This is a genomic window from Kribbella sp. NPDC104218 (assembly GCF_055584105.1).
Genome location: NZ_JBVJMQ010000005.1, coordinates 177355 through 200486 on the forward strand (window position 1 = coordinate 177355; position 23132 = coordinate 200486).

The 23132-nt window shown below is 70.2% G+C and carries 14 protein-coding genes; 12 read left to right on the forward strand and 2 right to left on the reverse strand.

Translation table 11 applies throughout. The features are described from left to right. The first annotated feature begins 12 nt into the window (after positions 1 to 12). The 9 genes from ACZ6ZD_RS34265 (at position 13) to ACZ6ZD_RS34305 (ending at position 11333) form a co-directional block, all read left to right on the forward strand. Positions 13 to 516: a MarR family winged helix-turn-helix transcriptional regulator gene (locus ACZ6ZD_RS34265; RefSeq protein WP_465678480.1), complete on the forward strand. Its 504-nt coding sequence runs from the start codon at positions 13 to 15 to the stop codon at positions 514 to 516. Positions 517 to 540: 24 nt separating this feature from the next. Further along, a complete protein-coding gene (locus tag ACZ6ZD_RS34270; protein WP_465678482.1) occupies positions 541 to 2112 on the forward strand; it encodes a peptide ABC transporter substrate-binding protein in 1572 nt (523 codons plus the stop codon). Then, complete coding sequence (locus tag ACZ6ZD_RS34275) at positions 2112 to 3038, forward strand: ABC transporter permease (RefSeq protein ID WP_465678484.1); 927 nt, start codon at positions 2112 to 2114, stop codon at positions 3036 to 3038. The genes ACZ6ZD_RS34270 and ACZ6ZD_RS34275 overlap by 1 nt, the downstream gene beginning before the upstream one ends. Further along, positions 3031 to 3870 (forward strand): ABC transporter permease, encoded by an 840-nt coding sequence (locus ACZ6ZD_RS34280; protein WP_465678486.1) that lies wholly within the window; start codon positions 3031 to 3033, stop codon positions 3868 to 3870. The genes ACZ6ZD_RS34275 and ACZ6ZD_RS34280 overlap by 8 nt, the downstream gene beginning before the upstream one ends. Further along, on the forward strand, positions 3871 to 5319 hold the full coding sequence (locus ACZ6ZD_RS34285) for a serine hydrolase domain-containing protein (protein WP_465678487.1): 1449 nt from the start codon (positions 3871 to 3873) through the stop codon (positions 5317 to 5319). Beyond that, positions 5316 to 6881, forward strand: coding sequence for a dipeptide ABC transporter ATP-binding protein (locus tag ACZ6ZD_RS34290; protein ID WP_465678488.1), 1566 nt, complete (start codon positions 5316 to 5318; stop codon positions 6879 to 6881). The genes ACZ6ZD_RS34285 and ACZ6ZD_RS34290 overlap by 4 nt, the downstream gene beginning before the upstream one ends. Positions 6882 to 6906: 25 nt before the next feature. Continuing rightward, the gene (locus ACZ6ZD_RS34295; protein ID WP_465678490.1) at positions 6907 to 8580 is read left to right on the forward strand and encodes an acyl-CoA mutase large subunit family protein; all 1674 of its coding nucleotides are present in this window, start codon (positions 6907 to 6909) and stop codon (positions 8578 to 8580) included. After that, complete coding sequence (locus tag ACZ6ZD_RS34300) at positions 8543 to 10303, forward strand: NAD-binding protein (protein WP_465678491.1); 1761 nt, start codon at positions 8543 to 8545, stop codon at positions 10301 to 10303. Before ACZ6ZD_RS34295 ends, ACZ6ZD_RS34300 begins: the two co-directional genes overlap by 38 nt. 85 nt (positions 10304 to 10388) lie before the next feature. Next, on the forward strand, positions 10389 to 11333 hold the full coding sequence (locus tag ACZ6ZD_RS34305; RefSeq protein ID WP_465678493.1) for a tetratricopeptide repeat protein: 945 nt from the start codon (positions 10389 to 10391) through the stop codon (positions 11331 to 11333). Between the two features lie 10 nt (positions 11334 to 11343). On the opposite strand, the gene ACZ6ZD_RS34310 is transcribed toward ACZ6ZD_RS34305, so the two are convergent. After that, positions 11344 to 12936 (reverse strand): DUF5722 domain-containing protein, encoded by a 1593-nt coding sequence (locus ACZ6ZD_RS34310; RefSeq protein ID WP_465678494.1) that lies wholly within the window; start codon positions 12934 to 12936, stop codon positions 11344 to 11346. Positions 12937 to 13410: 474 nt separating this feature from the next. On the opposite strand from ACZ6ZD_RS34310, the gene ACZ6ZD_RS34315 reads away from it, so the two are divergent. Beyond that, on the forward strand, positions 13411 to 19839 hold the full coding sequence (locus ACZ6ZD_RS34315) for a DNRLRE domain-containing protein (protein ID WP_465678495.1): 6429 nt from the start codon (positions 13411 to 13413) through the stop codon (positions 19837 to 19839). A 50-nt stretch (positions 19840 to 19889) separates the two neighbouring features. On the opposite strand, the gene ACZ6ZD_RS34320 is transcribed toward ACZ6ZD_RS34315, so the two are convergent. Further along, positions 19890 to 21350: a flavin-containing monooxygenase gene (locus ACZ6ZD_RS34320; protein WP_465678497.1), complete on the reverse strand. Its 1461-nt coding sequence runs from the start codon at positions 21348 to 21350 to the stop codon at positions 19890 to 19892. Positions 21351 to 21494: 144 nt separating this feature from the next. Here ACZ6ZD_RS34320 and ACZ6ZD_RS34325 point away from each other — a divergent pair, with 144 nt between their 5' ends. Next, on the forward strand, positions 21495 to 21866 hold the full coding sequence (locus ACZ6ZD_RS34325) for a YciI family protein (protein ID WP_465678498.1): 372 nt from the start codon (positions 21495 to 21497) through the stop codon (positions 21864 to 21866). A gap of 56 nt (positions 21867 to 21922) precedes the next feature. Continuing rightward, positions 21923 to 23131 carry an RNA polymerase sigma factor gene (locus ACZ6ZD_RS34330; protein WP_465678499.1) on the forward strand — a complete coding sequence of 403 codons (1209 nt, stop codon included), beginning with the start codon at positions 21923 to 21925 and terminating at the stop codon, positions 23129 to 23131. The last annotated feature ends 1 nt before the right edge of the window (position 23132 follow it).

Here is a 23132-nt window from a genome sequence, read left to right on the forward strand (position 1 = left end):
ACTCTTCGGTTCATGGCGAGGAGACGAGCGTTGCCGTTCGATCCGATCGACGAGGCGTCGCGGCAGTGGGGACGGCGGTGGGGCGCGGTCGAGCAGATGCGGGCGGTCACGTCGCTGATGCGGGCCCAGCAGATCGTGATCGGCGAGCTCGACGACATCCTGCGCAACCACGAGCTGACGTTCGCCCGGTTCGAGGCCCTGGTGCTGCTCACGTTCTCGCGCCGCGGCTCGCTGCCGCTGGGCAAGATGGGCGAGCGGCTGCAGGTGCACCCGACCTCGGTCACCTCGATCGTGCGCCGGCTGGAGGCCGCCGGCCTGGTCCTGCGCACCCCGCACCCGGACGACGGCCGCGCCGTCCTGTGCGAGATCACCGCCGAAGGGCGGGCCGTGGTCGAGCGGGCGACCGCCGATCTGGTCGCCGCCGACTTCGCGCTCAGCGGCCTCACCGACGACCAGCTGAAGATGTTGTGGTCCGTACTCGAGCCGTTACGGCAGAATGCGGGCGACTTCACCTGATCCGATCTTCACGGGGAGCTTGACATGAAACGTGCGCTGAGCGCTGCCCTGGCCTGTGTGCTGGCCCTGTCGAGCTGCGCCCCGGACCAGCCCGCCGACGAGCCGAACAAGGCGATCTCGTACGCCGTCGAGGACCCGATCACCCTGCACCCGGGCCGGCAGACGATCGCGTTCTCCCAGGACATGGTGCTGTTCTCCGGGCTCACCTTCGTCGGCAAGGACGGCGCCGTCGAGTTCCGCAACGCGGAGTCGGTGACCTCGACCGACGCCGTGCACTGGACGATCAAGCTCCGGCCGGGCTGGACGTTCCACAACGGCGAGCCGGTCACCGCCAAGAGTTACGTGAAGGCCTGGAGTGCCGTTGCCTACGGCCCCAACGCCTGGCAGAACAGCGGCCAGCTGGCCAATATCGCCGGGTACGACGCGCTCAACCCGGCCAAGGGCAAGCCGGCCGCGACCGAGCTGTCCGGTCTGAAGGTCGTCGACGACCACACTTTCACCGTCACGCTGAAGAGCCCCGACGGCCAGTTCCCGGCGCAGCTTTCCCAGGCGCAGACCGGTTTCTACCCGCTCCCGGAGGCCGCGTACGCCGATGCCGACGCGTTCGCCAAGAACCCGATCGGCAACGGTCCCTTCCGGATGCTGCAGCCCTACCGCGAGAGCGAGCCGATGACGGTCGGCAGGTACGACGGGTACCAGGGCCCGCAGCCGACGGTCGACGAGATCACCTTCAAGCCCTACACCGACATGAACACCGCCTACACCGACGTCCTGGCGGGCAGCACCGACATTTTGTACGTCCCGAACTCGCGGCTCGGGCAGGTCAAGAAGGACTTCGGGGACCGGGCCTACGTCTTCCAGGGCCTGGCGATCAGCTACCTCGGCCTGCCGCTGTGGGACAAGCGCTACCAGGACATCCGGGTCCGGCAGGCGATCTCGATGGCGATCGACCGGGAGGCCGTCAGCAAGGCGATCCTCGGCGGCATCTGGGAGCCGGCCACCGCGCTGACGCCGCCCGCCCAGCCCGGGACGCCGAAGGGTCTGTGCGGTGAGCTGTGTACGTTCGACCCGGTCAAGGCCCGCCAGCTGCTCGCCGCGGCCGGCGGGTTCAGCGGCTCGATGGAGATCCGTTACCCGGGCGGCTTCGGCCGCGAGGACCTCTTCAACGCCTATGCCAACCAGCTCCGGCAGAACCTCGGCATCAAGGACGTCACCGCGAAGCCGACCGCGGACTTCCCGGAGTTCTTCAAGCTGCGCAGCGAGGCCACGCTGAGCGGCCCGTTCTTCGCGCGCTGGGGTGCGCTCTACGCCAGTCAGCAGAACACGCTGCGGGCGATCTACACCAAGACCGGCGGCTGCACGAACTGCGTCCCCGACCACGACCCCGGGATCGCGCGGCTGATCGCGAAGGCCGACGCGCAGGTCGATCCGCAGCGGGCGGCGGCCGGGTACGTCGACGTCCAGAAGGCGATCCTGCAGCGGTTCCCGGCGCCGCCGATGTTCTTCGAGAAGAACGTCTTCGCCACCTCGGACCGGATCGCGAGTCTGCACGAGGGGTCCGGGGTGATCCTCGAGAACACCACGCTCGCGCGCTGATGCTGCGGTTCACGCTGCGGCGGCTGGCCGAGCTGGTGCTGGTGTTCTTCGGGGTGACGTTCGCGATCTACGCGGCGGTCTTCGCGCTGCCGGGCGACCCGATCGCCGGCCTCGGCGGCGACCAGCCGTTGTCGCCCGCGGTGGCCGAGCGGATCCGGGCGGCGTACCACCTGAACGATCCGCTGTGGTCGCAGTACCTGCGCTATCTCGGCCGGTTGCTGACCGGTGATCTCGGCATCGACTTCCACGGCCGGTCAGTGGCCGAGCGGCTCGCGACGCGCTGGCCGGTGACGATCCGGCTCGCGCTCACGGCCTGGGTGATCCAGGTGCTGTTCGGCGTCGGTCTCGGCCTGCTCGCCGGGCTGCGGAAGAACACCTGGATCGACCGCGGCGTGCTGGTGCTGACGATCCTGATCGCGGCCGTCCCGGTCTTCGTCCTGGCGGTGACCGCGCAGCTGGTGTTCGGCGTCCAGCTGCGGCTGCTCCCGATCGCGGGGATCGGGGACGGCTGGCCGCTGTCGTACTTGCTGCCGGCAACGACTCTCGCGGTGACCGGGCTGGCCGCGGTCGCCCGGCTGACCCGCGGGAGCGTGATCGACACGATGAGCTCGGACCACGTCCGCGCGCTCTGGGCCCGCGGCCTGAGCCGGCGCCGGGTGATCGGCGTCCATGTCCTGCGGAACTCGTCGATCCCGGTGCTGACCTTCCTCGCGGTCGATCTCGGCTTCCTGCTCGGCGGCGCCGTCGTCACCGAAGGGATCTTCAACCTGCCGGGGGTCGGGCAGCTGCTGTTCCAGTCGATCCGCGCGCACGAAGGGCCGACGGTCGTCGGCCTGGCCACCGCGCTGATCATCGTGTTCCTGCTGAGCAGCGCGATCGTGGACCTGCTGAACTCGTTGCTCGATCCCCGGATCCGCCATGACTGAGCGCGGCGTCTGGCCAACCGTCCGGCGGCAGGTGCTGTTCTGGCTGCCGGTCGCGGTGCTGGTGGTGCTCGGGCTGCTCGCGGTGTTCCCAGGCGCCTTCAGCAGCGTCGATCCGCGGGCCTGCGACCTGTCGGCGAGCGCCCGGCCGCCGTCGTCCGGGCATCCGTTCGGCCAGGACCTGCAAGGCTGCGACGTCTATGCCAACGTGGTCTTCGGGACCCGGGCGTCGCTCGCGGTCGGGCTGCTCAGCACGCTGATCGCGCTCGGTATCGCCGTCCTGGTCGGGACGCCGGCCGGGTACGCCGGCGGCTGGGTGGACTCCGTGCTCGCCCGGTTGACCGATGTCTTCCTCGCATTCCCGTTCCTGCTCGGGGCGATCGTCGTCCTGAACAGCCTCGGCCGGCAGACCGTGCTGTCGGTATCCCTCGTGCTGGCGGTCTTTTCCTGGCCGACCCTGGCCCGAGTCGTCCGGACGTCGGTCCGCGCGACCCGGGACGCCAAGTACGTCCAGGCCGCGCGGGCGATGGGGTTCCCGGTCCGCCGCATCCTTGCTCACCATGTGTTACCGAATGCTGCCGGTCCGGTGCTCGCGCTGGCCACGCTCACCGTCGCCGGCGTGATCGTTGCCGAGTCCACCCTGACGTTCCTCGGTCTCGGTCTGCGGACGCCGTCCGTCTCGTGGGGACTGCAACTCGCCACGGCCCAGTCGCGTTTTCAGCAGGCACCGCACACGCTGGTCTATCCGGGAGTCTTCCTCGCGATTACCGTCCTGAGTCTGATCACTCTCGGCGACGTCCTCCGGGACGCGGTGAACCCGAAAGAGCGCTCCTGAATGGCCATCGACGACAGAACGGACACCGCCTTGTTCGACCTCAGCACCGCCCAGGAAGCCGCCCCGGCCGTGGAGAGCTGGCTCGATTTCCAGCGCCGCTATCTACGCACGCCCGGCGTCCAGGCCGCGGTCCGGGTCGGCGGCGAGCTCGTGCTCTCGGCCGCGCTCGGCGTCAGCGACGAGGTCGCCGGGACGCCGCTGCGCCCGGACCACCTGTTCCGGGTCGCCTCGCACAGCAAGATGTTCACCGGCACCGCCGTCCTGCAGCTCGTCGAGCAGGGCCGGCTCCGGCTCGACGACCCGATCCAGACCTACATCCCCGAGCTGGCCGGCAGCGCGGTCGCGGCGGCCACCGTGCGCGAGTTGCTCGGCCATCAGGCCGGCGTCATCCGCGACGGGATCGACAAGGACTACTGGCAGCTGATGGACCCGTTCCCCGGCCGCGCGGAGCTGATCGAGCTCTGCCGGTCGCACGGCCGGGTCTTCGAGCCGAACGAGCATTTCAAGTACTCCAACATCGGCTACTCGTTACTCGGTCTCGTCATCGAGGCGGCCAGCGGATCGTCGTACGGCGAGTACCTGGCGACCAACATCGTCGACCGGCTCGGCCTCCGCAACACCGGCGCCGAGTGGGACCCGCGGCGCGCCGACCAGTACGCCGGCGGCCACAGCGGGCTCCTGGACGGCGACGACCGGCGCGAGCTGATCCCGCACGCCGACACCCGCGCGATGGCGCCCGCGACCGGCGTCTACTCGACCGCGGAGGAGCTGACCGCCTTCGGCGCGGCGCAGTTCTTCGGCGCCGAGAAGCTGCTGACGGACGCGAGCAAGCGGCTGTTGCAGCGCGACGAGAGTCTGGTGATCGCGTTCGGCACCGAGATCGAGCGGTACGGGCTCGGGATGGAGATCGTCAAGGTCGGCGAGCGGCGACTGGTCGGGCACAGCGGGGGGTACCCCGGCCACGTCACGCGCACCTTCATCGACCCGGCCGACCAACTGGTGGTCTCGGTGCTGACCAACTGCATCACCGGTCCGGCCGTCGCGCTCGCGACCGGGGTGATGCGGCTGCTGGATCTGGCGGCCAATCCGCCCGCCGGGACCAAGGTGCCGGACGGCGTGGACGCGCGCCGGTTCTGCGGCCGCTTCGCGAACCTGACCGCCGTGCAGGACATCGCGCTGCTCGGCGGCCGGCTGGTCGCGCTGTACCCGGCGTACGCGAGCCCGCTGGACGGATACGAAGAGCTCGAGGTGATCGACGCGAACACGCTGCGCGTCGTCCCGACCTCCGGGTTCGGGTCGGTCGGCGAGCGGGTGGAGTACACCTGGGACGCCGACGGCCGGCCGGAGGTGGTTCGGTACGGCGGGAGCTCACGCTGGCCGATCGACGTGTTCCGTGCGCGCCGGACCGAGCAGATCGAGCAGGCCGTGCTGGGGAGGCCGGAGGTGTGAGCGACGTTCTGACCGTGACCGATCTGACGGTCGACTTCGCCGTCGGCGGTACGCCGGTGCGCGCGGTCGATCGGGTCAGCTTCGGCGTCCGCCCGGGCGAGGTGCTCGCGCTGGTCGGCGAATCGGGCTCGGGGAAGAGCGTGACCGCGCTGGCGGCCGTCGGTCTGCTGCCGCCGACCGCGACCGTGGCCGGCCGGATCACGTTCGGCGGCGCGGACGTGCTGTCGATGAGCCGGCGCGAGCTGACGGCGTTGCGCGGGCGGCGGATCGCGATGGTCTTCCAGGATCCGGTCAGCGCGCTCGACCCGGTGTTCACGATCGGCGCGCAGCTGGTCGAGACGATCCGCGCCTATCGGCCGGGGCTGCCCCGGGTGGCAGCGCGGGCCCGGGCGATCGAGTTGCTGGAGCTCGTCGAGATCCCCGCGGACCGGTTCCGGTCGTATCCGCATCAGCTGTCCGGCGGTCAGTGCCAGCGGGTGATGATCGCGCTCGCGGTCGCGGGCGACCCCGAGCTGCTGATCGCCGACGAGCCGACCACGGCCCTCGACGTCACCGTGCAGCAGGAGATCCTCGGCGTCCTGCTCGCGATGCGGGCCGAGATCTCCGGCGCGATCCTGCTGATCACGCACGACCTTGGGGTGGTAGCGGACGTCGCCGACCGGGTCGTCGTCCTCCGGGCCGGGGCCGTGGTGGAAACGGCTGCTGCTGCCGAGCTGTTCGAGCGACCGCAGGCGGCGTACACCAGGGAGCTGCTGGCGGCCGTCCCGCGCGGCGGGCCCCGGAGTCAGGCCGCCCCGGCCGCCGACGTCGTACCGGTGTTGTCGATCGCTGGGCTGACTGTCGACTACCGGCGGACCGGCCGCGCGGTGGACGACGTCAGCCTGCGGCTCGACCCAGGGGAGATCACCGGGCTGGTGGGGGAGTCGGGATCGGGGAAGTCGACGATCGCGAAGGCGGTCCTCGGGCTGGCGCCGATCACCGCCGGCGAGATTCGCGTCGGCGGGCAGTCGCTGACCGGCGCGCGACCGGCCGCGCTGCGCCGGATCCGCGCGGGGATCGGGGTGGTATTCCAGAATCCGGCCGGCTCGCTCAACCCGCGGGCCGCGATCGGGCGCTCGATCGGCGAGCCGCTGGTCGTGCACCGCGGCGTCCGCGGGAGTGCCCTGCGCGCCCGCGTCGGCGAGCTCCTGGAGAGCGTGGAGCTGCCGCGGTCGTGGGCGGATCGCTATCCGCACGAGCTGTCCGGTGGTCAGCGGCAGCGGGTGTCGATCGCCCGTGCACTCGCGCTCGATCCGCCGCTGCTGATCGCCGACGAGCCGACGTCCGCGCTCGACGTCTCCGTCCAGGCGACCGTCCTGGAGCTGATTCGCTCCCTCCAGCGCGATCTGCACTTCGCCTGCCTGTTCATCTCCCACGACCTCGCGGTGGTCGACCAGCTCTGCGATCGGGTGGCTGTCCTCAGTCAGGGCCGCTTGGTCGAGCAGGGGGCCCGGGAGGCGGTTCTGCGGGCGCCGCAAGCGCCGTACACGCTCAGGTTGCTGGCCGCGCGCAGTTGGAAATAGTTGGACGTCCAAGTACTTTGAGTACATGGATGCCGAGCAGATCGCGGCCGGCCGGAGCCGGTGGCAGCAGCGGTACGACGCGGCGCGGAAGCGCGAGGCCGATTTCACGACGCTCTCGGGGACCGAGGTGGAGCCGGTCTACGGCCCGCCGGAGGGCCATGACGACCCGCGGATGGAGCGGATCGGCTGGCCGGGCGAGTTCCCGTTCACCCGCGGGCTGCACGCGACCGGGTTCCGCGGCAAGCCGTGGACGATCCGGCAGTTCGCCGGGTTCGGCAACGCGGAGCAGACCAACGAGCGCTACAAGATGATCCTCAGCGGCGGCGGTGGCGGGCTCTCGGTCGCCTTCGACATGCCGACGCTGATGGGCCGCGACTCCGACGACCCGAAGTCGCTCGGCGAGGTCGGGCACTGCGGCGTCGCGATCGACTCGGCCGCCGACATGGACCGGCTGTTCAACGGCATCCCGCTGCAGGACGTCACGACGTCCATGACGATCTCCGGCCCCGCCGTCCCGGCGTTCGTGATGTACCTGGTCGCCGCCGAGCGCCAGGGCGCGGACATCACCAAGCTGAACGGCACGCTGCAGACCGACATCTTCAAGGAGTACATCGCCCAGAAGGAGTGGCTGTTCCCGCCGGAGCCGCATCTGCGCCTGATCGGCGACCTGATGGAGTACTGCGCGGCGAACATCCCGGCGTACAAACCGCTCAGCGTCTCCGGGTACCACATTCGCGAGGCGGGCTCGACGGCCGGCCAGGAGCTGGCCTACACGCTGGCCGACGGCTTCGGGTACGTCGAGCTCGGGCTCGACCGCGGCCTCGACGTCGACGTCTTCGCACCCGGGCTGTCGTTCTTCTTCGACAGCCACCTGGACTTCTTCGAGGAGATCGCCAAGTTCCGCGCCAGCCGGCGGATCTGGGCGCGCTGGATGCGCGACGTCTACGGCGCCAAGACCGACAAGGCGCAGTGGCTGCGGTTCCACACCCAGACCGCGGGCGTCTCGCTGACCGCCCAGCAGCCCACGCTGAACGTCGTCCGGACGGCGGTCGAGGCGCTCGCCGCGGTGCTCGGCGGGACGAACTCGCTGCACACCAACGCGCTCGACGAGACGCTCGCGCTGCCGACCGACCAGTCGGCCGAGATCGCGCTGCGCACGCAGTCGGTGCTGATGGAGGAGATCGGCGTCACCAACGTCGCCGACCCGCTCGGCGGCTCCTGGTACGTCGAGGCGCTGACCGACAAGATCGAGGCCGAGGCCGAGGAGATCTTCGCCCGGATCAAGGAGATGAGCCCGGACGGCTCGATGACCGGCGGCATCCTGCGCGGGATCGAGGACGGCTGGTTCATGGCCGAGATCGCCGACGCCGCCTTCGAGTACCAGCAGAAACTCGAGAAGGGCGAGAAGAAGATCGTCGGCGTGAACACGCTGACCGACACCGTCGCGGGTGAGCTGGAGATCCTCCGGGTCAGCCACGAGGTGGAGATCGAGCAGTGCCGGGTGCTCGCGGCCCGCAAGTCCCAGCGCGACGAGGACCGGGTACGGCGTACGCTGGCGGCTCTGCTGGAGGCAGCCAGGGGGACCGGCAGCCTGATCGAGCCCATGCTGGAGGCGGCGCGTGCGGAGGCCACGATGGGGGAAATCTGTCACGTTCTTCGGGTTGAATGGGGCGAGTACCGAGAGCCCGCCCGCTTCTGAGTCGACCCCGGCCGAACCGGTCACCCCCGCGCAGGTCCAGGCGGCGGCCGGTCCGGCCGACGGGCGCGCGGTCGTCGTCTGCGGTTCCGACCGGACGATGCTCCGCGTCGTCACCGAGCTGGTCGGCTCCGGCGAGCGGGTGATCGCGATCGTCAACCCGGGCTCGCGGCACTTCGACCGGATCAGCGAGCTCGGCGCCCAGGTGATGGGCGTCCGGGTGATCAGCGAGTCGCTGCTGCGCCGGGCCGGGATCGACGCGAAGGACGGTCAGTCGTCGACCGCGCGGGCGCTGGTGCTGCTCGACACCGACGACGTCCACAACGTGCACACCGCGCTGACCGCGCGGGACATGGATCCGGAGCTGCGGATCATCGTCCAGATGGTCAACCCGCGGCTCGGCAAGCAGCTCTACAGCCTGCTCGGCGACTGCGTGGTCGTCTCCGGGCCGTCACTGGCCGCGCCCGCCTTCGTGTCGGACGCCCTGGAGGACGACGAGCTCACCTGGCTCGACATCGGCGGCCGCCGGCTCGTCGCCGGGCAGGCCGACCTGATCCGCGAGCCGCATCTGACCGTGCTCGCCGACACGACGTCGTCCGCCACGCCGGAGCTGCTGCCGACCGTCAGCCATGACCCGGTCGGCGACATCGTGCTCGGCACCGGTATCCGGAGTTTGTGGCGGACGCGCGACGTCCGGCGAGCCGGCTGGCTGATGGCGCTCGGCGACATCTTCGACCGCCGGGTCCGCCGGATCGCCGCGGTGATGGCGTTCCTGGTCACGATCGGGACGGTGCTGACGCACTACATCGCGCATCTCGACTGGTTGCGGGCCCTGTACCTGGTCGCCGGCGCGGTGACGTCGGCCGGGATCGAGGACGACGTGTTCTCCGAGGCGGAGCCGTGGGCGAAGGTCGCGGCCGTCGTCGTCCAGCTGACCGGGATCGTGCTGGTCGCGCTGCTGACCGCCGTGATCGTCGACTCGCTGATCGGGGCGCGGCTGTCGCGGGTGATCGGCGGCGTCCGCGGCCGGCCGCGTAACCATGTCGTCGTCTGCGGGCTCGGGACGGTCGGCGCCCGGGTGCTGGAGATCCTGACCGAGCGTGGGGTCGCGGTGGTCGGCGTCGAGCACGACGAGGACGCGCCCGGCGTCCAGACCGCCCATCGGCTGCGGATCCCGGTCGTGATCGGCGACAGCAGCAACGAGGAGACGCTACGGTCGGCCGGCGTCCAGCGGGCGCAGTCGGTGCTCGCGCTGACCGACGGGGACATCACGAACCTGGAGTCCGCGATGGTCGTCCGCGACCTGAACCCGGACGCCCGGATCACGATGCGGATGTTCGACCACGACCTCGCCCAGCGCGTCGAGCGCCGCCTCGGCCTCGGCCACAGCCGCTCGGTCTCGATGCTGGTCGCCCCGGCCATCGCCGCGGCCGCCGCCAACCGCCGCAGCCAGGTCACCGTCCCCGCCGGCCGCCGCGTCCTCCTCCTCACCGAAGTCACCGTCGAGCCCAACTCCATCGCCGTCGGCCTCCGCCTCAGCGAGCTCAACGAGGACGGCGGCCTCCGCATCCTCGCCAACCAGCGCAACACCGGCCACTGGGACTGGACCCCGGCCCTCGGCGCCGTCGTCCACCCCAACGACCGCATCGCCGTAGCCGGCACCCGCTCCGGCCTAGCCCGCCTCCTCATGGCCACCCGAGCCCGCACCACCCCCACACCCCCGTAACACCTGGGTTGTGAGCGTCGTAGAAGATGGGTCCTGTCATTGGAAGCGTGCGCCGTGTGGCGCGACCGGAAATGCGAGGGCACTGGTGAGCCAGTCGAACTTCTCCCGTCCTGGGGCGATCGATCTGTCGTCCTTGCGCAAGCCTGCCGGGGCGCCGGGTGGAGCGCCCGGCGCGGGTGCGCCGGCCGGTGGCGGTGGCGGCGCCGCGGGGGCGTACGTGCTGAACGTGAGTGAGCCGACCTTCCAGAGCGACGTGATCGAGCGGTCGCTGCAGGTGCCGGTGGTGGTCGAGTTCTGGTCGCCGCGGGCGCAGGGCGCGGCCGCGCTCGGCGAGGTGCTCGCGCGGCTGTCCACGGAGTACGCCGGCAAGTTCCTGCTGGCCCGGGTCGACATCGACGCGAACCCGCAGCTGGCCCAGGCGGTCGGCGTCCAGTCGGTGCCGCTGGTGATCGCCGTCCTGCGCGGCCAGGTCGTGCCGCTGTTCCAGGGCGCGGTCGGCGAGCCGGAGGCCCGGCAGTACCTCGACCAGCTGATGCAGGTCGCGGTCGCCAACGGCATCAGCGGGCGCGTCGAGCCGGTCGCCCCCGCGGCCGACGCGGCCCCCGTCGAGGAGGACGCGCCGAACCCGCGCTACGAGGCGGCCGAGAACGCGCTCGGCGCCGGTGATCTGGACGGCGCGATCGCGGCGTACGAGGCGCTGATCAAGGAGACGCCGAACGACGCCGAGGCGAAGTCCGGCCTGGCCCGGGTGCAGCTGGTGAAGCGCACCCAGGAGGCGCCGGCCGACATCCGGACGCGCGCCGCCGACAACCCGGCCGACATCGAGGCCCAGCTGTTGGTCGCCGACGTCGACCTGATGGGCGGGCACGTGGACGACGCGTTCAACCGGTTGATCAACACCGTCCAGACCACGGCCGGCGACGAGCGCAACGCCGTCCGCCTGCATCTGCTGGAGCTGTTCGACGTGGTCGGCGCCGACGACGAGCGAGTCGGAAAGGCTCGCCGCCGGCTGATGGCCGCCCTGTTCTGATGTATCGCGGTTACGCGGCCGAGTAGCCCAGGAGCTGCTCGGTTCGCTGCCCTTCGCACCCGGCTTCGGGTGAGATGAAGTGGTCGCCGGTCCCCGGGATGTAGCACCGGTAGATCGGCACGCTGCCGGCCGCCGGCGCCGTCCGCGCGTAGCCAACCGGCCCGAGCGGCCGGAGCCCCTCGCACCCGGCGTCCTTGGTGAGCAGGTTGTGGCCGCCGACCTGGCACTCGTAGAGGGCGACCGTGTCCGCCGCCGGCTCACGCAGCAGCTTCCAGGTCTTCTCGGCAGCGAAGCCGGGCGGCAGCAGCCGCGTGGAGGCCCAGTGCCCGCGATCGGCCTTGTAGCCGCGGGTCAGCTTCGTGTAAGGCAGCTGCTCGAACCCACAGGCCAGCTGGGACGGCATGTCGGTCCGGTTCGCCAGCGCCCACGTCGTCCAGGACGGCTTCGGGCTGCCGTTCTCGTTGCGCAGACCGAACCCGTATCCACCCTCGGCCGGGTGGTCCACCATCCGGTGGTAGACCCAGCTCTCGATCCCCGGCGTCCCGAGCATGTTGCGGAAGGCGTTGCAGATCGCGTTCTGCTGCCTGGTCGGAGACGAACCCGAGGACTCGCGTGAGTTGATCCCGACCTCGGTGATCTGCACCTCGGCCGCGGCCTTGGTGCCCGGGTAGTTCTTCCGCAACCAGCCGACCAGGACGCCGACGTTGCCCGGTGTCAGCACCGGGTACGAGTCCGCGCTCATCGAGTCACTGCCCAGCGGCGCGGGGTAGGGGTGCGCGGCGACCCGCCAGGTCCGCGAGCCGACCCGATCCGCGAGGCCCTTCAGCACGGACTCGCCGGCCAGGGTGGGATCGTCCCCGCCGGTGGCCGGACGTTCGAGCTCGATCCCCCACTGCTGGTCGATCGACGTCAGCACCTTGGCCTCGGACTGCGCCGCGACGATCCGGTCGTACGCCGCGTTGTAGTTCGCGGCGATCTCGTCCAGCCACTTGTTCTTGTCACAGGGGACGCCGTGCCCGCAGCCGATGTCGAACCACAGGTTGGTGTTCACCTCGTTCCCGATCACGAAGTCCGCGATCCGGCCGTGGCCGTGCAACCCGTTGTACCGTTCCGCGATCATCCCGGCGTACCGGCCGAAGTCGGCGGGATTCGTTGGGGAGCAGAAGTTCTCCATCCCGCCGGGCTGGACGCAGCGCTTGCCGGCCCGGGCCCACGCGGGCGTGCCGTAGACGATCGCGGTGACGATCACGCCCCGGTCGGAGTACGCCTTGATCTCCGCGTCGACCTGCGGATCGACGCTGAAGCAGCGACCGTCGTACTCCTGCTCACTCGCCGCGCAGGGCGCCCGTTTGTCGGTCGCCTGCCAGGAGCTCCATACCATGTTCATCGCGATCGCGCCGGTGTTGTTCCCGGCGATCTCGTCCGGGTTGTGCCAGAAGTCGGTCTGGATCGCCTTCATCCGGTACGCGTCCCGCGCCGGATAAGGCAACCCCGCCGTCACTCCGTTCCCTTCATCGGCCACGCCGGCGCCCGCCACCCCAGGCGCCTGCACACTCAGCCCCACCACCACGGCCAACGCCGCAACCACTCTAGTTATCCGCATGCCCTGAACATCCGGTCCACCCGACCCCCGGTAAACCCCTTCAACCACCGCCGAAACCCGCCACACACCAACCCGCCCCACCCCTCACCACACCGACCCACCCCACCCCAACACCCCCGTTTCCCCAACCCCGCCTAGGATTCCGCCCACCCCACGCCCTCCACAACAACCGCCGCCGAACGCCGCCCAGCCCAGCCCGGACGGCGTGAACCCCTGTCCGAATTCGGCCAGGCCCTTCAGGTTCGCTCAGGGCATCTGCGACCGCCCAGTTCTGCAGCTTGATGCAGGACTTCTGCAGCTTGGTGCAATTCGGGTAACGGCCTCCGGCAGGCCCGCGATGTCGCGGGAGCCGGCTGCCTTCGGCGATGCCCCGTCGAAGGCTGTCCCCTTCCCAAGGCCGGCGTGAGGTGGTGTAACGACGTGCCCGATAGCGGTCGATCTCGACGTGCCAACGGTCGGTGGTTCCGACGCGGTGTGGCGCTGCTGGTGACGTTCGGTGTGGTGGTGACCGGGCTGGAAGCCCGGCAGCCGGCGGTGGCCGGGCCCGCCGCCGATCCGGTGCCGGCGGCGCCGAAAGTCCTGTCCCGGCCGGACCAGGTCTCCGCGGTCCTGACCGCGCGATCCCAGGGCGCCAGGGTCGAAGTGGAGTCGATGCGGTCCGAGACCGCGACGACCTGGGCGAACCCGGACGGCACCATGACCACCGAGGCCTACCCGGTCCCGGTGCGATACCGGAACTCCTCGGGGCAATGGCGCTCGATCAACCTCGAGCTGGCCAAGAGCGCCGACGGCTCGGTCGCCCCGAAGGGGCACAAACTCGGTCTGCGACTGGGGAAGCGGTCCACGGCCGGCGGCGGCGTGTTCGCCGGCGCGGCCGACGCGGGGCGCCAGGTGGAGTGGCTGGCGCCGTGGAAGTTGCCTGAGCCAACGATCGCCGGCACCAAGGCGACGTACGCCGACGTGCAGCCCGGCGTCGATCTGACGGTCGATGCCCGACGCAACGGCTTCGAGACCGACTTCGTCGTGAAGGCGCGGCCCGCCACCGCGCCGGTCTGGCGGCTCCCGTTGCGGACCAAGGGTCTGACCGCGCGCACCGGCAAGGCCGGAGTGATCGAGTTCGTGGACGCGAAGAACGTCGTCCGCGCACGGATCCCGGTGGCTTTCATGTGGGACGCGAAGCGCGACCAGGTGACCGGTGAGCCGGTCGACCAGGCCGTGGTGAAGGTCTCCGTCGAGCAGGTCTCGCCCGGTCGGGCGACGCTGGTCATCGCTCCGGACGCGAAGTGGCTGCTGGCCCCGGAGCGCGTCTTCCCGGTGACGGTCGATCCGACGTACACGACGCAGTCCGCGCCGGCGAGTTTCGACACCTACGTGCAGACCAGCGCGAACGTCGACCTGTCGTCGTCCGTCGACCTCAAGGTGGGCCGGAACAACACCCACATCGAGCGCACGTTCCTGAACTTCCCGACCGCGCCGTTCGCGGGCAAGGACATCGTCGACGCCTACCTGTCGCTCTACCAGAACGGCTCGATCACCTGTACGCCGACCGCGGTCAACCTGCACTCGGCCGACCCGGCCTCGACCGCGACCCGGTGGGACGCGCAGCCCACCACCAGCACGACCGTCTCCGGGACGGCGACCACCGCGAAGGGCTTCTCCAGCGCCTGCGGCTCGGGCCGGATCGGCATCAACCTGACCGGCCTGGCCAAGACGTGGACGACGGCCACGGCCGCGACCGTCGGCGTCGCGCTGAAGGCCGCGAACGAGTCCGACAAGAACTACTGGAAGCGCTTCGGCTCCACCGAGTCGCAGACGCCGCCGTTCGTCTCCTACACCTGGAACCGGCCGCCGAACACCCCGGCCACAGTCGAGCCGACAGAAGCCGTCGCGTACGCGGCGCCGGGTGAGACCGCTTCCGCCCTCTACTCCGCGACCTTGCGGCCTTGGGTTCGCACCAAGGCGACGGACCCGGACGGCAACACCGTGAAGTACATCTTCGAGTTCTACACCGGCAGCGGCCCGACCCTCAGCGTCAAGGGCACCTGCACCTCCTCGGTCTACGCCTCGGGCACGCTGGCGGGCTGCCGGCCCGCGACCCCGCTACCGGACAACACGCTGCTGTACATCCGCGCGAAGGCGAACGACGGTCGCATCGACGGCCACTGGGTCAACTACAACACCCGCCTCCGCACCGGCGAGGCGACGCCGGCGGCTCCGGTCGTCTCGTGCCCGACGCCGTACGCCAACAACAGCTGGCAGGACGCAACCCCGGCCGCCGACGTGAAGTGCACCGTCACCGCCACCGGCACCGGCTACAACGCCCCCGGTTACCTACGCCTGATCATCGACGGCAAACGCCCCGCGGCCAACACCGCCGGCGGCCCCGAGGGCCAGATCAAGATCACCCCCTCCAGCGACCCCGACGTCGCCAAATGGGAGGTCACCTTCCCCCGCGACAAAGCCGGTCTGCACCTGATCCGCACCCAGTCCGAGACCCCCGCCGGCACCCTCTCGACCAGCATCAACTACCAGTTCGGCTGGGGCGGCGCGACCCTGACGACACCCGCGGCCCATCCGAAGATCACCACCGCGGACAACATCCGCATCACCGCCTCGGGCCCGCCCAAGGGCACCGCTCCCACCGTCACGGCCCGCGTCAAATGGCGCGTCTCCGGCTACGGCGGCGCCGACGACCTGATCGGCTGGAACGACTCCACCGAGCTCCCGGTCACCGACAACGGCGCGGCCGGAGTCACGGTCAACACCCTTTGGGACACCAACAAGGCCGAGATCGACGAGCTGCTGGACTCCGATCCCGCGATCGCGGGCATCCAGCCCACCGAGCTGAGCGACCGGGTGCCCGTCAACCTCGATGTTCAGGTCTGTTTCCGCTACGGCTCGACCGAGCAGTGCACCTGGTCGGAGTCCCCGGATGCGAGCGTCCAGCGGTTGCCGCACGCCTTCGGCGACGGCTTCCCGGTCGCGGACGCCGGTCCCGGACAGGTCGCGCTCTGGACAGGCGAGCTCAACGTCGAGGTGACCGACGCGACCGCTTCCGGCAGCAGTGGCGACCTGGCGATCACCCGCTCGCACACCACGCACGAGTCGCCGGCCACCGAGCTCAGCGGCGTCTTCGGCCCCGGCTGGACGGCGCAGTTCGACGGCGCGGACTCGGGTGCGTCGGGAATGCAGCTCGTCGACTCGAGCCGCCTGGACAGCACGCTCGTGCTGATCGACGGCGACGGCACGACGAAGACCTTCGAGTCTCCGTCGGGGCGGCGCCGGTCCGGAGCGGGCTTCGAACTCGGCGCCTGGACGCCTGCCGACGAGACGACGACGACCGATCGGTCCCGGCTGACCGTCAGCGGCAGTGGTGCCGCGACGACGCTGTCCTACACCACTGACCAAGGCGTGACCACGCGCTGGACGACGCCCACCGCGCCGGTCGCGACCGCGGACACGACCTTCCGGGTCAGTGAGGTCACGGAGGCCGGCACGACCGCACGGACGACGTACTCGTACGACGGTGGCCGGGTCAGCCGCATCCTCGCTCCGGCACCTGCCGGTGTCACGTGCGGCGCTTATGTCCCGGCGACGCCGTTGGCGGGTATGAACGCGGGCTGCCGCGCGCTGCACTTCGCCTACAGCCCGATCGGTTCCGCGGGCTGGCGGATGACCGGCGCCTGGATCGACGCCTACAACCCGGACAAGGTCGGCGGTGCGGCGATGGACTCGATCAAGATCGCCGAGTACGCCTACGACGCCGACGGCCGGCTGATCAAGGTCACCGACCCCCGCTCCGGACTGAACACGGAGTACACCTACAACGCGGCGGGGGACCTCGCCACGCTGAAGGAGCCTGGGCAGACGCCGTACAAGTTCGGCTACGTCACCGGTGATCGGCACCCGAAGCTCGACGCCGTCCTGCGGGATCGCCCGGCCGGCGATCCGACCGGCGGCACCGCGGTGCTGGGCAAGTTCGTGTACGACGCCCCGCTCAGCGGCGACGGGCTGCCCGATCTGACTGCCTCGTCGGTCACCCGGTGGAACCAGAAGTCCGCTCCGGTCAAGGGATTCGCGGTCTTCGGGCCGGACCGCCCGTTGTCCGGTCCTCCTGCCGCGGCCGATTGGCAGTACGCCGATCTGCAGTACGCCGACGCCGAGGGATACACGGTCAACACGGCGCGCTACGGCGCCGGTAACTGGCAACTCGCCGCGACCGACTACAACGATCAGGGCAACACGATCCGTCAGCTCGACGAACGGGCTCTGCGCGCGATCGTCGACAACGCGATGCCGTCCGGAGCGACGGTCGATCAGCTCGCGTCGCTGACGGTCTACAACCCGGACCTCAAGAACGGCGACACCGTCGTCACTCCGGCCGGTTCGCTGGTCACCGACACCTACGGCCCGGCGCGCTACGCCGTACGGAAGGACGGAACGGTCGCCTGGGTTCGCCCGCGCAGCCACACGACGTACGACCAGGGCGCACCGAACGGCGGGATCAACCCTGAGACCTCTCAGCCGTACCGACTCGCCACGGCGCAGACGGTATCGACGTACGACCCCGGTACGGGCGCGGATCTGGAGCTGGTCAGCCAGACGCTCACCGACTACTCCGGCGGCTGGGACGTCGGACGCGCGGCCAGGACGATCACCGATGTCGACCTGAACGGCGTTGCGGGACCCGGCGACATCGTCAAGGCCGACGGTTACGACGCCGACGGACGCCTCGCTGAGACTCGGCAGCCCACCTCCACCGGTTCGGACGCGGGTACGTCAAAGATCGTCTACTACACGGCCGGTGCGAACGCTGCCGCTCCCGAATGTGGCAACAAGCCGCAATGGGCCGAGCTGATCTGCCGGACAGGCCCTGCGGCCGCTCCGTCGGGTAACACCGGCAGCCTGCCGACCAAGACCTACAAGGCGTACAGCTACCTGCTGGCTCCGCAGGTCGAGGTCGAGAAGTCAGGTGCCGTGGAGCGGACGACGACCAGCACCTACCGGCTGGACGGACGCCGGTTGTCCGCCAAGCAGACGGTTGCCGGTCTGGCCGGTTCCACGCCGAACACGGAGAAGTCCTTCACCTACGACCCGAACAACGGCCTGGTCACGCTGATGACGGCTACCTCGAGCAGCGGCACGATCGAGACGATCGCGACCGGGTTCGACGGCTGGGGCCGGCAGACGACGTACCAGCCGTCCGGCGAGCAGGTGGCCAGGACGACGTACGGCGCCACGGGCAGCCCGTCGGTGGTGGCGGACGCGAACGGCTCGACCGCCTACTCGTACGACGGCGCCGACGCGCTCGGACTGGCCGAGCGTCGTGGCATGGTGACGAAGGTCGAGGTCACGACCGGCGGCAAGACCTGGTCGGCGACCGGCGCGTTCGATGCCGGTGGCGCGATGACCACCCAGAAGCTGCCGGGCGGGATCAGCCAGACCAGCGAGTTCGACAGCGCCGGGGTGCCGGTGGGCCTGCAGTACCGAGGCCAGGTCAGCACGGTCAACGAGGACGGCAGCACGACCGTCGACCCGAACGGGAGTTGGTTGTCCTGGGCAACCGAGAACGACAGCTCCGGACGCGCGGTGCGGGAGTGGACGCCGGACGGCGCGGCGTTCGACGGGCAGGCCGGTGACGCCAAGCCGTACGATCGCGCGTTCAGTTACGACGGCGCGGGCCGGCTGATCCAGGTTCGCGACCGGACGTCGGCGCTGCCGGGGATCGACATCGCGGACCCGACCGCGGCCCCGTGCGTCACCCGCACCTATGCGTTCGACGGCAACCACAACCGGTTGCGCAAGTCGACCGCGATCTCCGGTGCCGACGGCGCCTGCACGACCGCGAACGCGCAGACCGAGACCCGGGCCTTCGACACCGCCGATCGTCCGATCAGCGGCGCCAACGGCTCCGGTCAGTACGCGTACGACCTCCTCGGCCGGGCGCTGACCGTGCCGGCCGCGGATGCCCCAGTGAGCGCGAACGGCGATATCGCGCTCTCCTACTACGACAACGATCTCGTCCGATCGATCAAGCAGAGCACGACGACCACGACGTACACCCTCGACGCTGCGGATCGGCGAGCCGTGGAGACCGTGAAGACCGGCAGCGCCGATCCGGTCGCGGTCACCCGGCACTACACCGATGGCGGTGACAACCCGACCTGGACCACCCAGGGCGGTATCGCGCGTCGCTACGCGCAGCTCTGGGGGAACCTGGCGTTGTCGCTGCAGGACGGGCAGGCCGACATCAGCATCGCCAACCCGCACGGTGACGTGGTGAGCCTCGTCGAGGTCCAGCAGCCTGGCCAGACGGCGACCGGCATCAAGGGGTGGCGCAACTACGACGAGTACGGCCGGACTACCCAGGTCGTGTCAGGTTCGCTCGACTACGGCTGGCTGGGCGCCAGGGGACGGGCGACCTCGGGCGCCGGTCTCGTCTTGATGGGCGTCCGCGTCTACAACCCGGTCACCGGACTCTTTACCTCACCGGACCCGGTCGTCGGCGGCAACCCGAACAGCTACATGTACCCCTCCGACCCGGTCGGCATGGACGACCTGACCGGAGCCGCCGGCGGCCGCCGCTGGTGGGGCAAGTGGAGCATCTGGCAGCGCTGGTGGAGCCCTTATCGCCACTTGTCGATCAACTTCTCCCGCGCGGGAACAGCTCGGGTGAAGGACGACTATTCGGCCTACTTCTCCTTCAGCGCCCTGTCGTTCAACGGTAAGTGGATCGGTGCGGTCGCAGCGCTGGTCTCAGCGCTGGCCGGCTACGTCTACGCGACTGCCTGGTACGCAGCCAGACGTAACAGGTGTCTGTGGATATATGTGTTCAACATCAAGGGGCCGCCCGTCTACAAGGCCACCTCATGGTTCGCCTCTTCGGCGGGCTGTCCGTTCTGATCTAGCCGGCGCCCCCATCTTCGTTCTGCGGAGATGGGGGCGCCGGTCGTTCAGGCGGAGCGGTCCGCTGTTGGGGCTCGTCGGGTGAACTTCAGGGTGCCGTCTTCGAGGGCGCCGAAGCGGAAGGTGAGGAGGTCGCGGGGGTAGTTCTGGCGGAGGCGCCAGGGGCCGTTGGGGCCTTGGCGGGGGAGGATGGCGGCGGCTCGTTGGATGTAGCCGGAGGAGAGGTCCACGACGGGACGGCGGGGGGCGGCGTATTCGGCGGGGTCGATGTCGGGGAGGCAGATGTCGGTGCCGGTTGCTTGGAGGTGGTTGAGGAGGCGGGCGACGAACTGGGAGCTGAGGTCGGAGCGGAGTGTCCAGGAGTTGTTGGTGTAGCCGACGCACCAGGCCAGGTTGGGGACGCCGCTCAGCATCAGGCCTTTGTAGACGAAGGTCTCGCTGACCGGGGCGGGCCGGCCGTCGACGGTGAGCTCGATCTTGCCTAGGGCAACCATGCGTAGGCCGGTCGCGGTGACGACGACGTCCGCCTTCAGTTCTGCGCCCGACTTCAGGAGCAGGCCGTCGGTCGTGAAGCGCTCGATCTCGTCGGTCACGACCGAGGCGGTGCCCTTGCGCAGGGCGCGGAACAGGTCCGAGTCCGGGACGAGACAGAGGCGCTGGTCCCAGGGCTTGTACGTCGGGGTGAAGTGCGGGTCGGCCGGGATCGAATCGGGTAGCTGTCGCGCGGCCATTCGGTTGAGCAGCCGGGCGGCCGGCGCGGGGAACTTGCGGAACGCGTTGTAGGTCAGCGTGCTGAGCGCGATGTTCTTGGTGCGGACGATCCGGTGCGCCAGCTTCTCCGGCAGCGCCCGGCGGACCCGATCCGCGAACGCGTCGACGGCCGGTCGCGAGGCGACGTAGCTCGGCGTCCGCTGCAGCATCGTCACGTGCTCCGCGGTGGCTGCCATCGCCGGTACGAGCGTCACGGCCGTCGCCCCGCTGCCCACGACGACCACTCGCTTGCCGGAGTGGTCGAGGTCGGCGGGCCAGTGCTGCGGGTGGATCACCTCGCCCTGGAACTCGCTCTGCCCCGGGAAGTCGACCACGTGGCCGGCGTCGTAGTCGTAGTACCCGCTGCAGCAGTAGAGGAACGAACAGGTGTACGCCGAGTCCTCCGTCTCGACCGTCCACTGCGCGGTCTCGGACGACCAGGACGCGCGTGCGACCCGCTGGCCGAACCGGATGTGCTTGTCGATCCCGTACGTCGCCGCCGTCTCGTTCACGTACGACAAGATGTCTGGCCCGTCAGCAATCGCTTTCCCCGCCCAGGCGTGGAAGGGGAAGCCGAGCGTGAACATGTCGGAGTCCGAGCGGATGCCGGGGTAGCGGAACAGGTCCCAGGTGCCGCCGATCGCGTCCCGCGCCTCGAGGATCGCGTACGAGCGGCCGGGCGCCTGGGTCTGCAGCCGGTACGCCGCTCCGATCCCGGACAGGCCGGCGCCGACGATCAGGACGTCGAGGTGCTCCATACGGTTCCTCCAGGGGCGCGAAGAGGGCTTGTTGAGTAATCGCTCAATAGTAGTCCGGAAAGTTCTTCCTTGGGGGTGTCGATTCCGTCCGGCCCCGTTCGTCAGGAAGATGTTCAAGACAAGCCCCAGACAAGGGAGTCCGAGATGGCGCAGTACGTTTTCCTGCTGTTCGACAGCGAGGAGTGGTTCGACAACCTCACGCCCGAGGAGTGGCAGAAGGCGATGGAGCTGCACGGCGCGTTCACCGCGGCCGTCGAGGCGGCCGGCGCGCGGGTGCTCGGCGGCGAGGCGCTCGAGCGGTCGACGACGGCCAGCACGATCCGGAAGCAGGACGGCGGCGAGGCCCTGGTCACCGACGGTCCGTTCATCGAGACCAAGGAGGCCCTGGGCGGCTACTACGTGATCGAGGCCCGTGACCTCGACCAGGCCATCGAGCTCGCCAAGCTCTGCCCGGCCGGCAACGTCGAGGTCCGTCCGATCATGAGCACTTCGGACGACGCCGAGTCGCCTGCCTGATGACCGGCCGGACCACCCCGCCTCTGCCCTCGCCGGAGCCACCGGCGGGGGCGGAGGTGCGGGAGGTCGTCGATGCGGTGGCGCGTGCGCACCGCGAACACTGGTCCGTGGTGCTGGCGGCCGTCGTCCGGCTGACCCGCGACCTGGACCTGGCTGAGGACTGCACCCAGGACGCGTTCGTCCAGGCGATGCGGGTCTGGCCGGAGGGTCTTCCGGCCAATCCGGCCGGTTGGCTGACCACGGTGGCGCGGCGGGTCGCGCTGGACCGGCTGCGGCGTGAGACGACCCTCCGGCGGAAGCTGCCGCTGCTGGTCGACGAGGAGCCGGCAGACGACGAGCAGCCGACGGACCCGTTGCGGCTGGTGTTCACCTGCTGTCACCCGGCCCTGGCTCGGGAGTCGCAGGTGGCGCTGACGCTGCGGCTCATCTGCGGTCTGACGACGCGTGAGGTGGCGGCCGGACTGCGGATCGGCGAGGCGACGGCAGCGGCGCGCATCACCCGGGCGAAGAAGAAGATCGCCGCCGCCGGCATCCCGTACCGGATCCCCGCTGACCACGAGCTGCCCGATCGACTGGACGCCGTGCTGACCGTCGTCCATCTCGTCTACACCGCGGGGCATGTCGCGGCCGGCGCCGAGCTGACTCGTGCCGATCTGACCGGGCGTGCGATCGAGCTGGCCCGGATGCTCGTCCGGCTGATACCCGCAGAGACCGAGCCGGAGGCGCTGCTCGGCCTGCTGCTGATGACCGAGGCGCGCGGCACCGCCCGGATGAGCACGGACGGCGAACTCGTCCTGCTCGCCGACCAGGACCGCGCCCGCTGGGACGTCAAACTGATCGCGGAAGGGGTCGCCCGAGCGACCGCTGCTCTGCAGCGTGGCGGCGGCCGCTTCGCGCTCCAGGCCGCGGTCGCCGGTCTGCATGTCACCGCTCCGTCCTGGGAGCGCACCGACTGGCGTCAGGTCGTCCGCATGTACGACGCGATGATGGTCAGCTGGCCGACGCCGGTCGTGGCCCTCAACCGCGCCGCCGCCCGCAGCTTCGTCCCCGACGCCGACCTGCCCGAGATCCTCGCCGAGCTGGATGCCCTGGGCGACGAACCCGCCCTCCAGTCCTACCCCTACCTACCCGCCACCCGCGCCGACGTCCTGGCCCGCCTGGGGCGCAGCGTCCAGGCCGCCGCCGCGTACGCCGAAGCGATCACGCTCACCGGCAACGAAGCCGAACGCCGCTTCCTGCGCCGCCGCCACGACGAGCTCAGCTGAA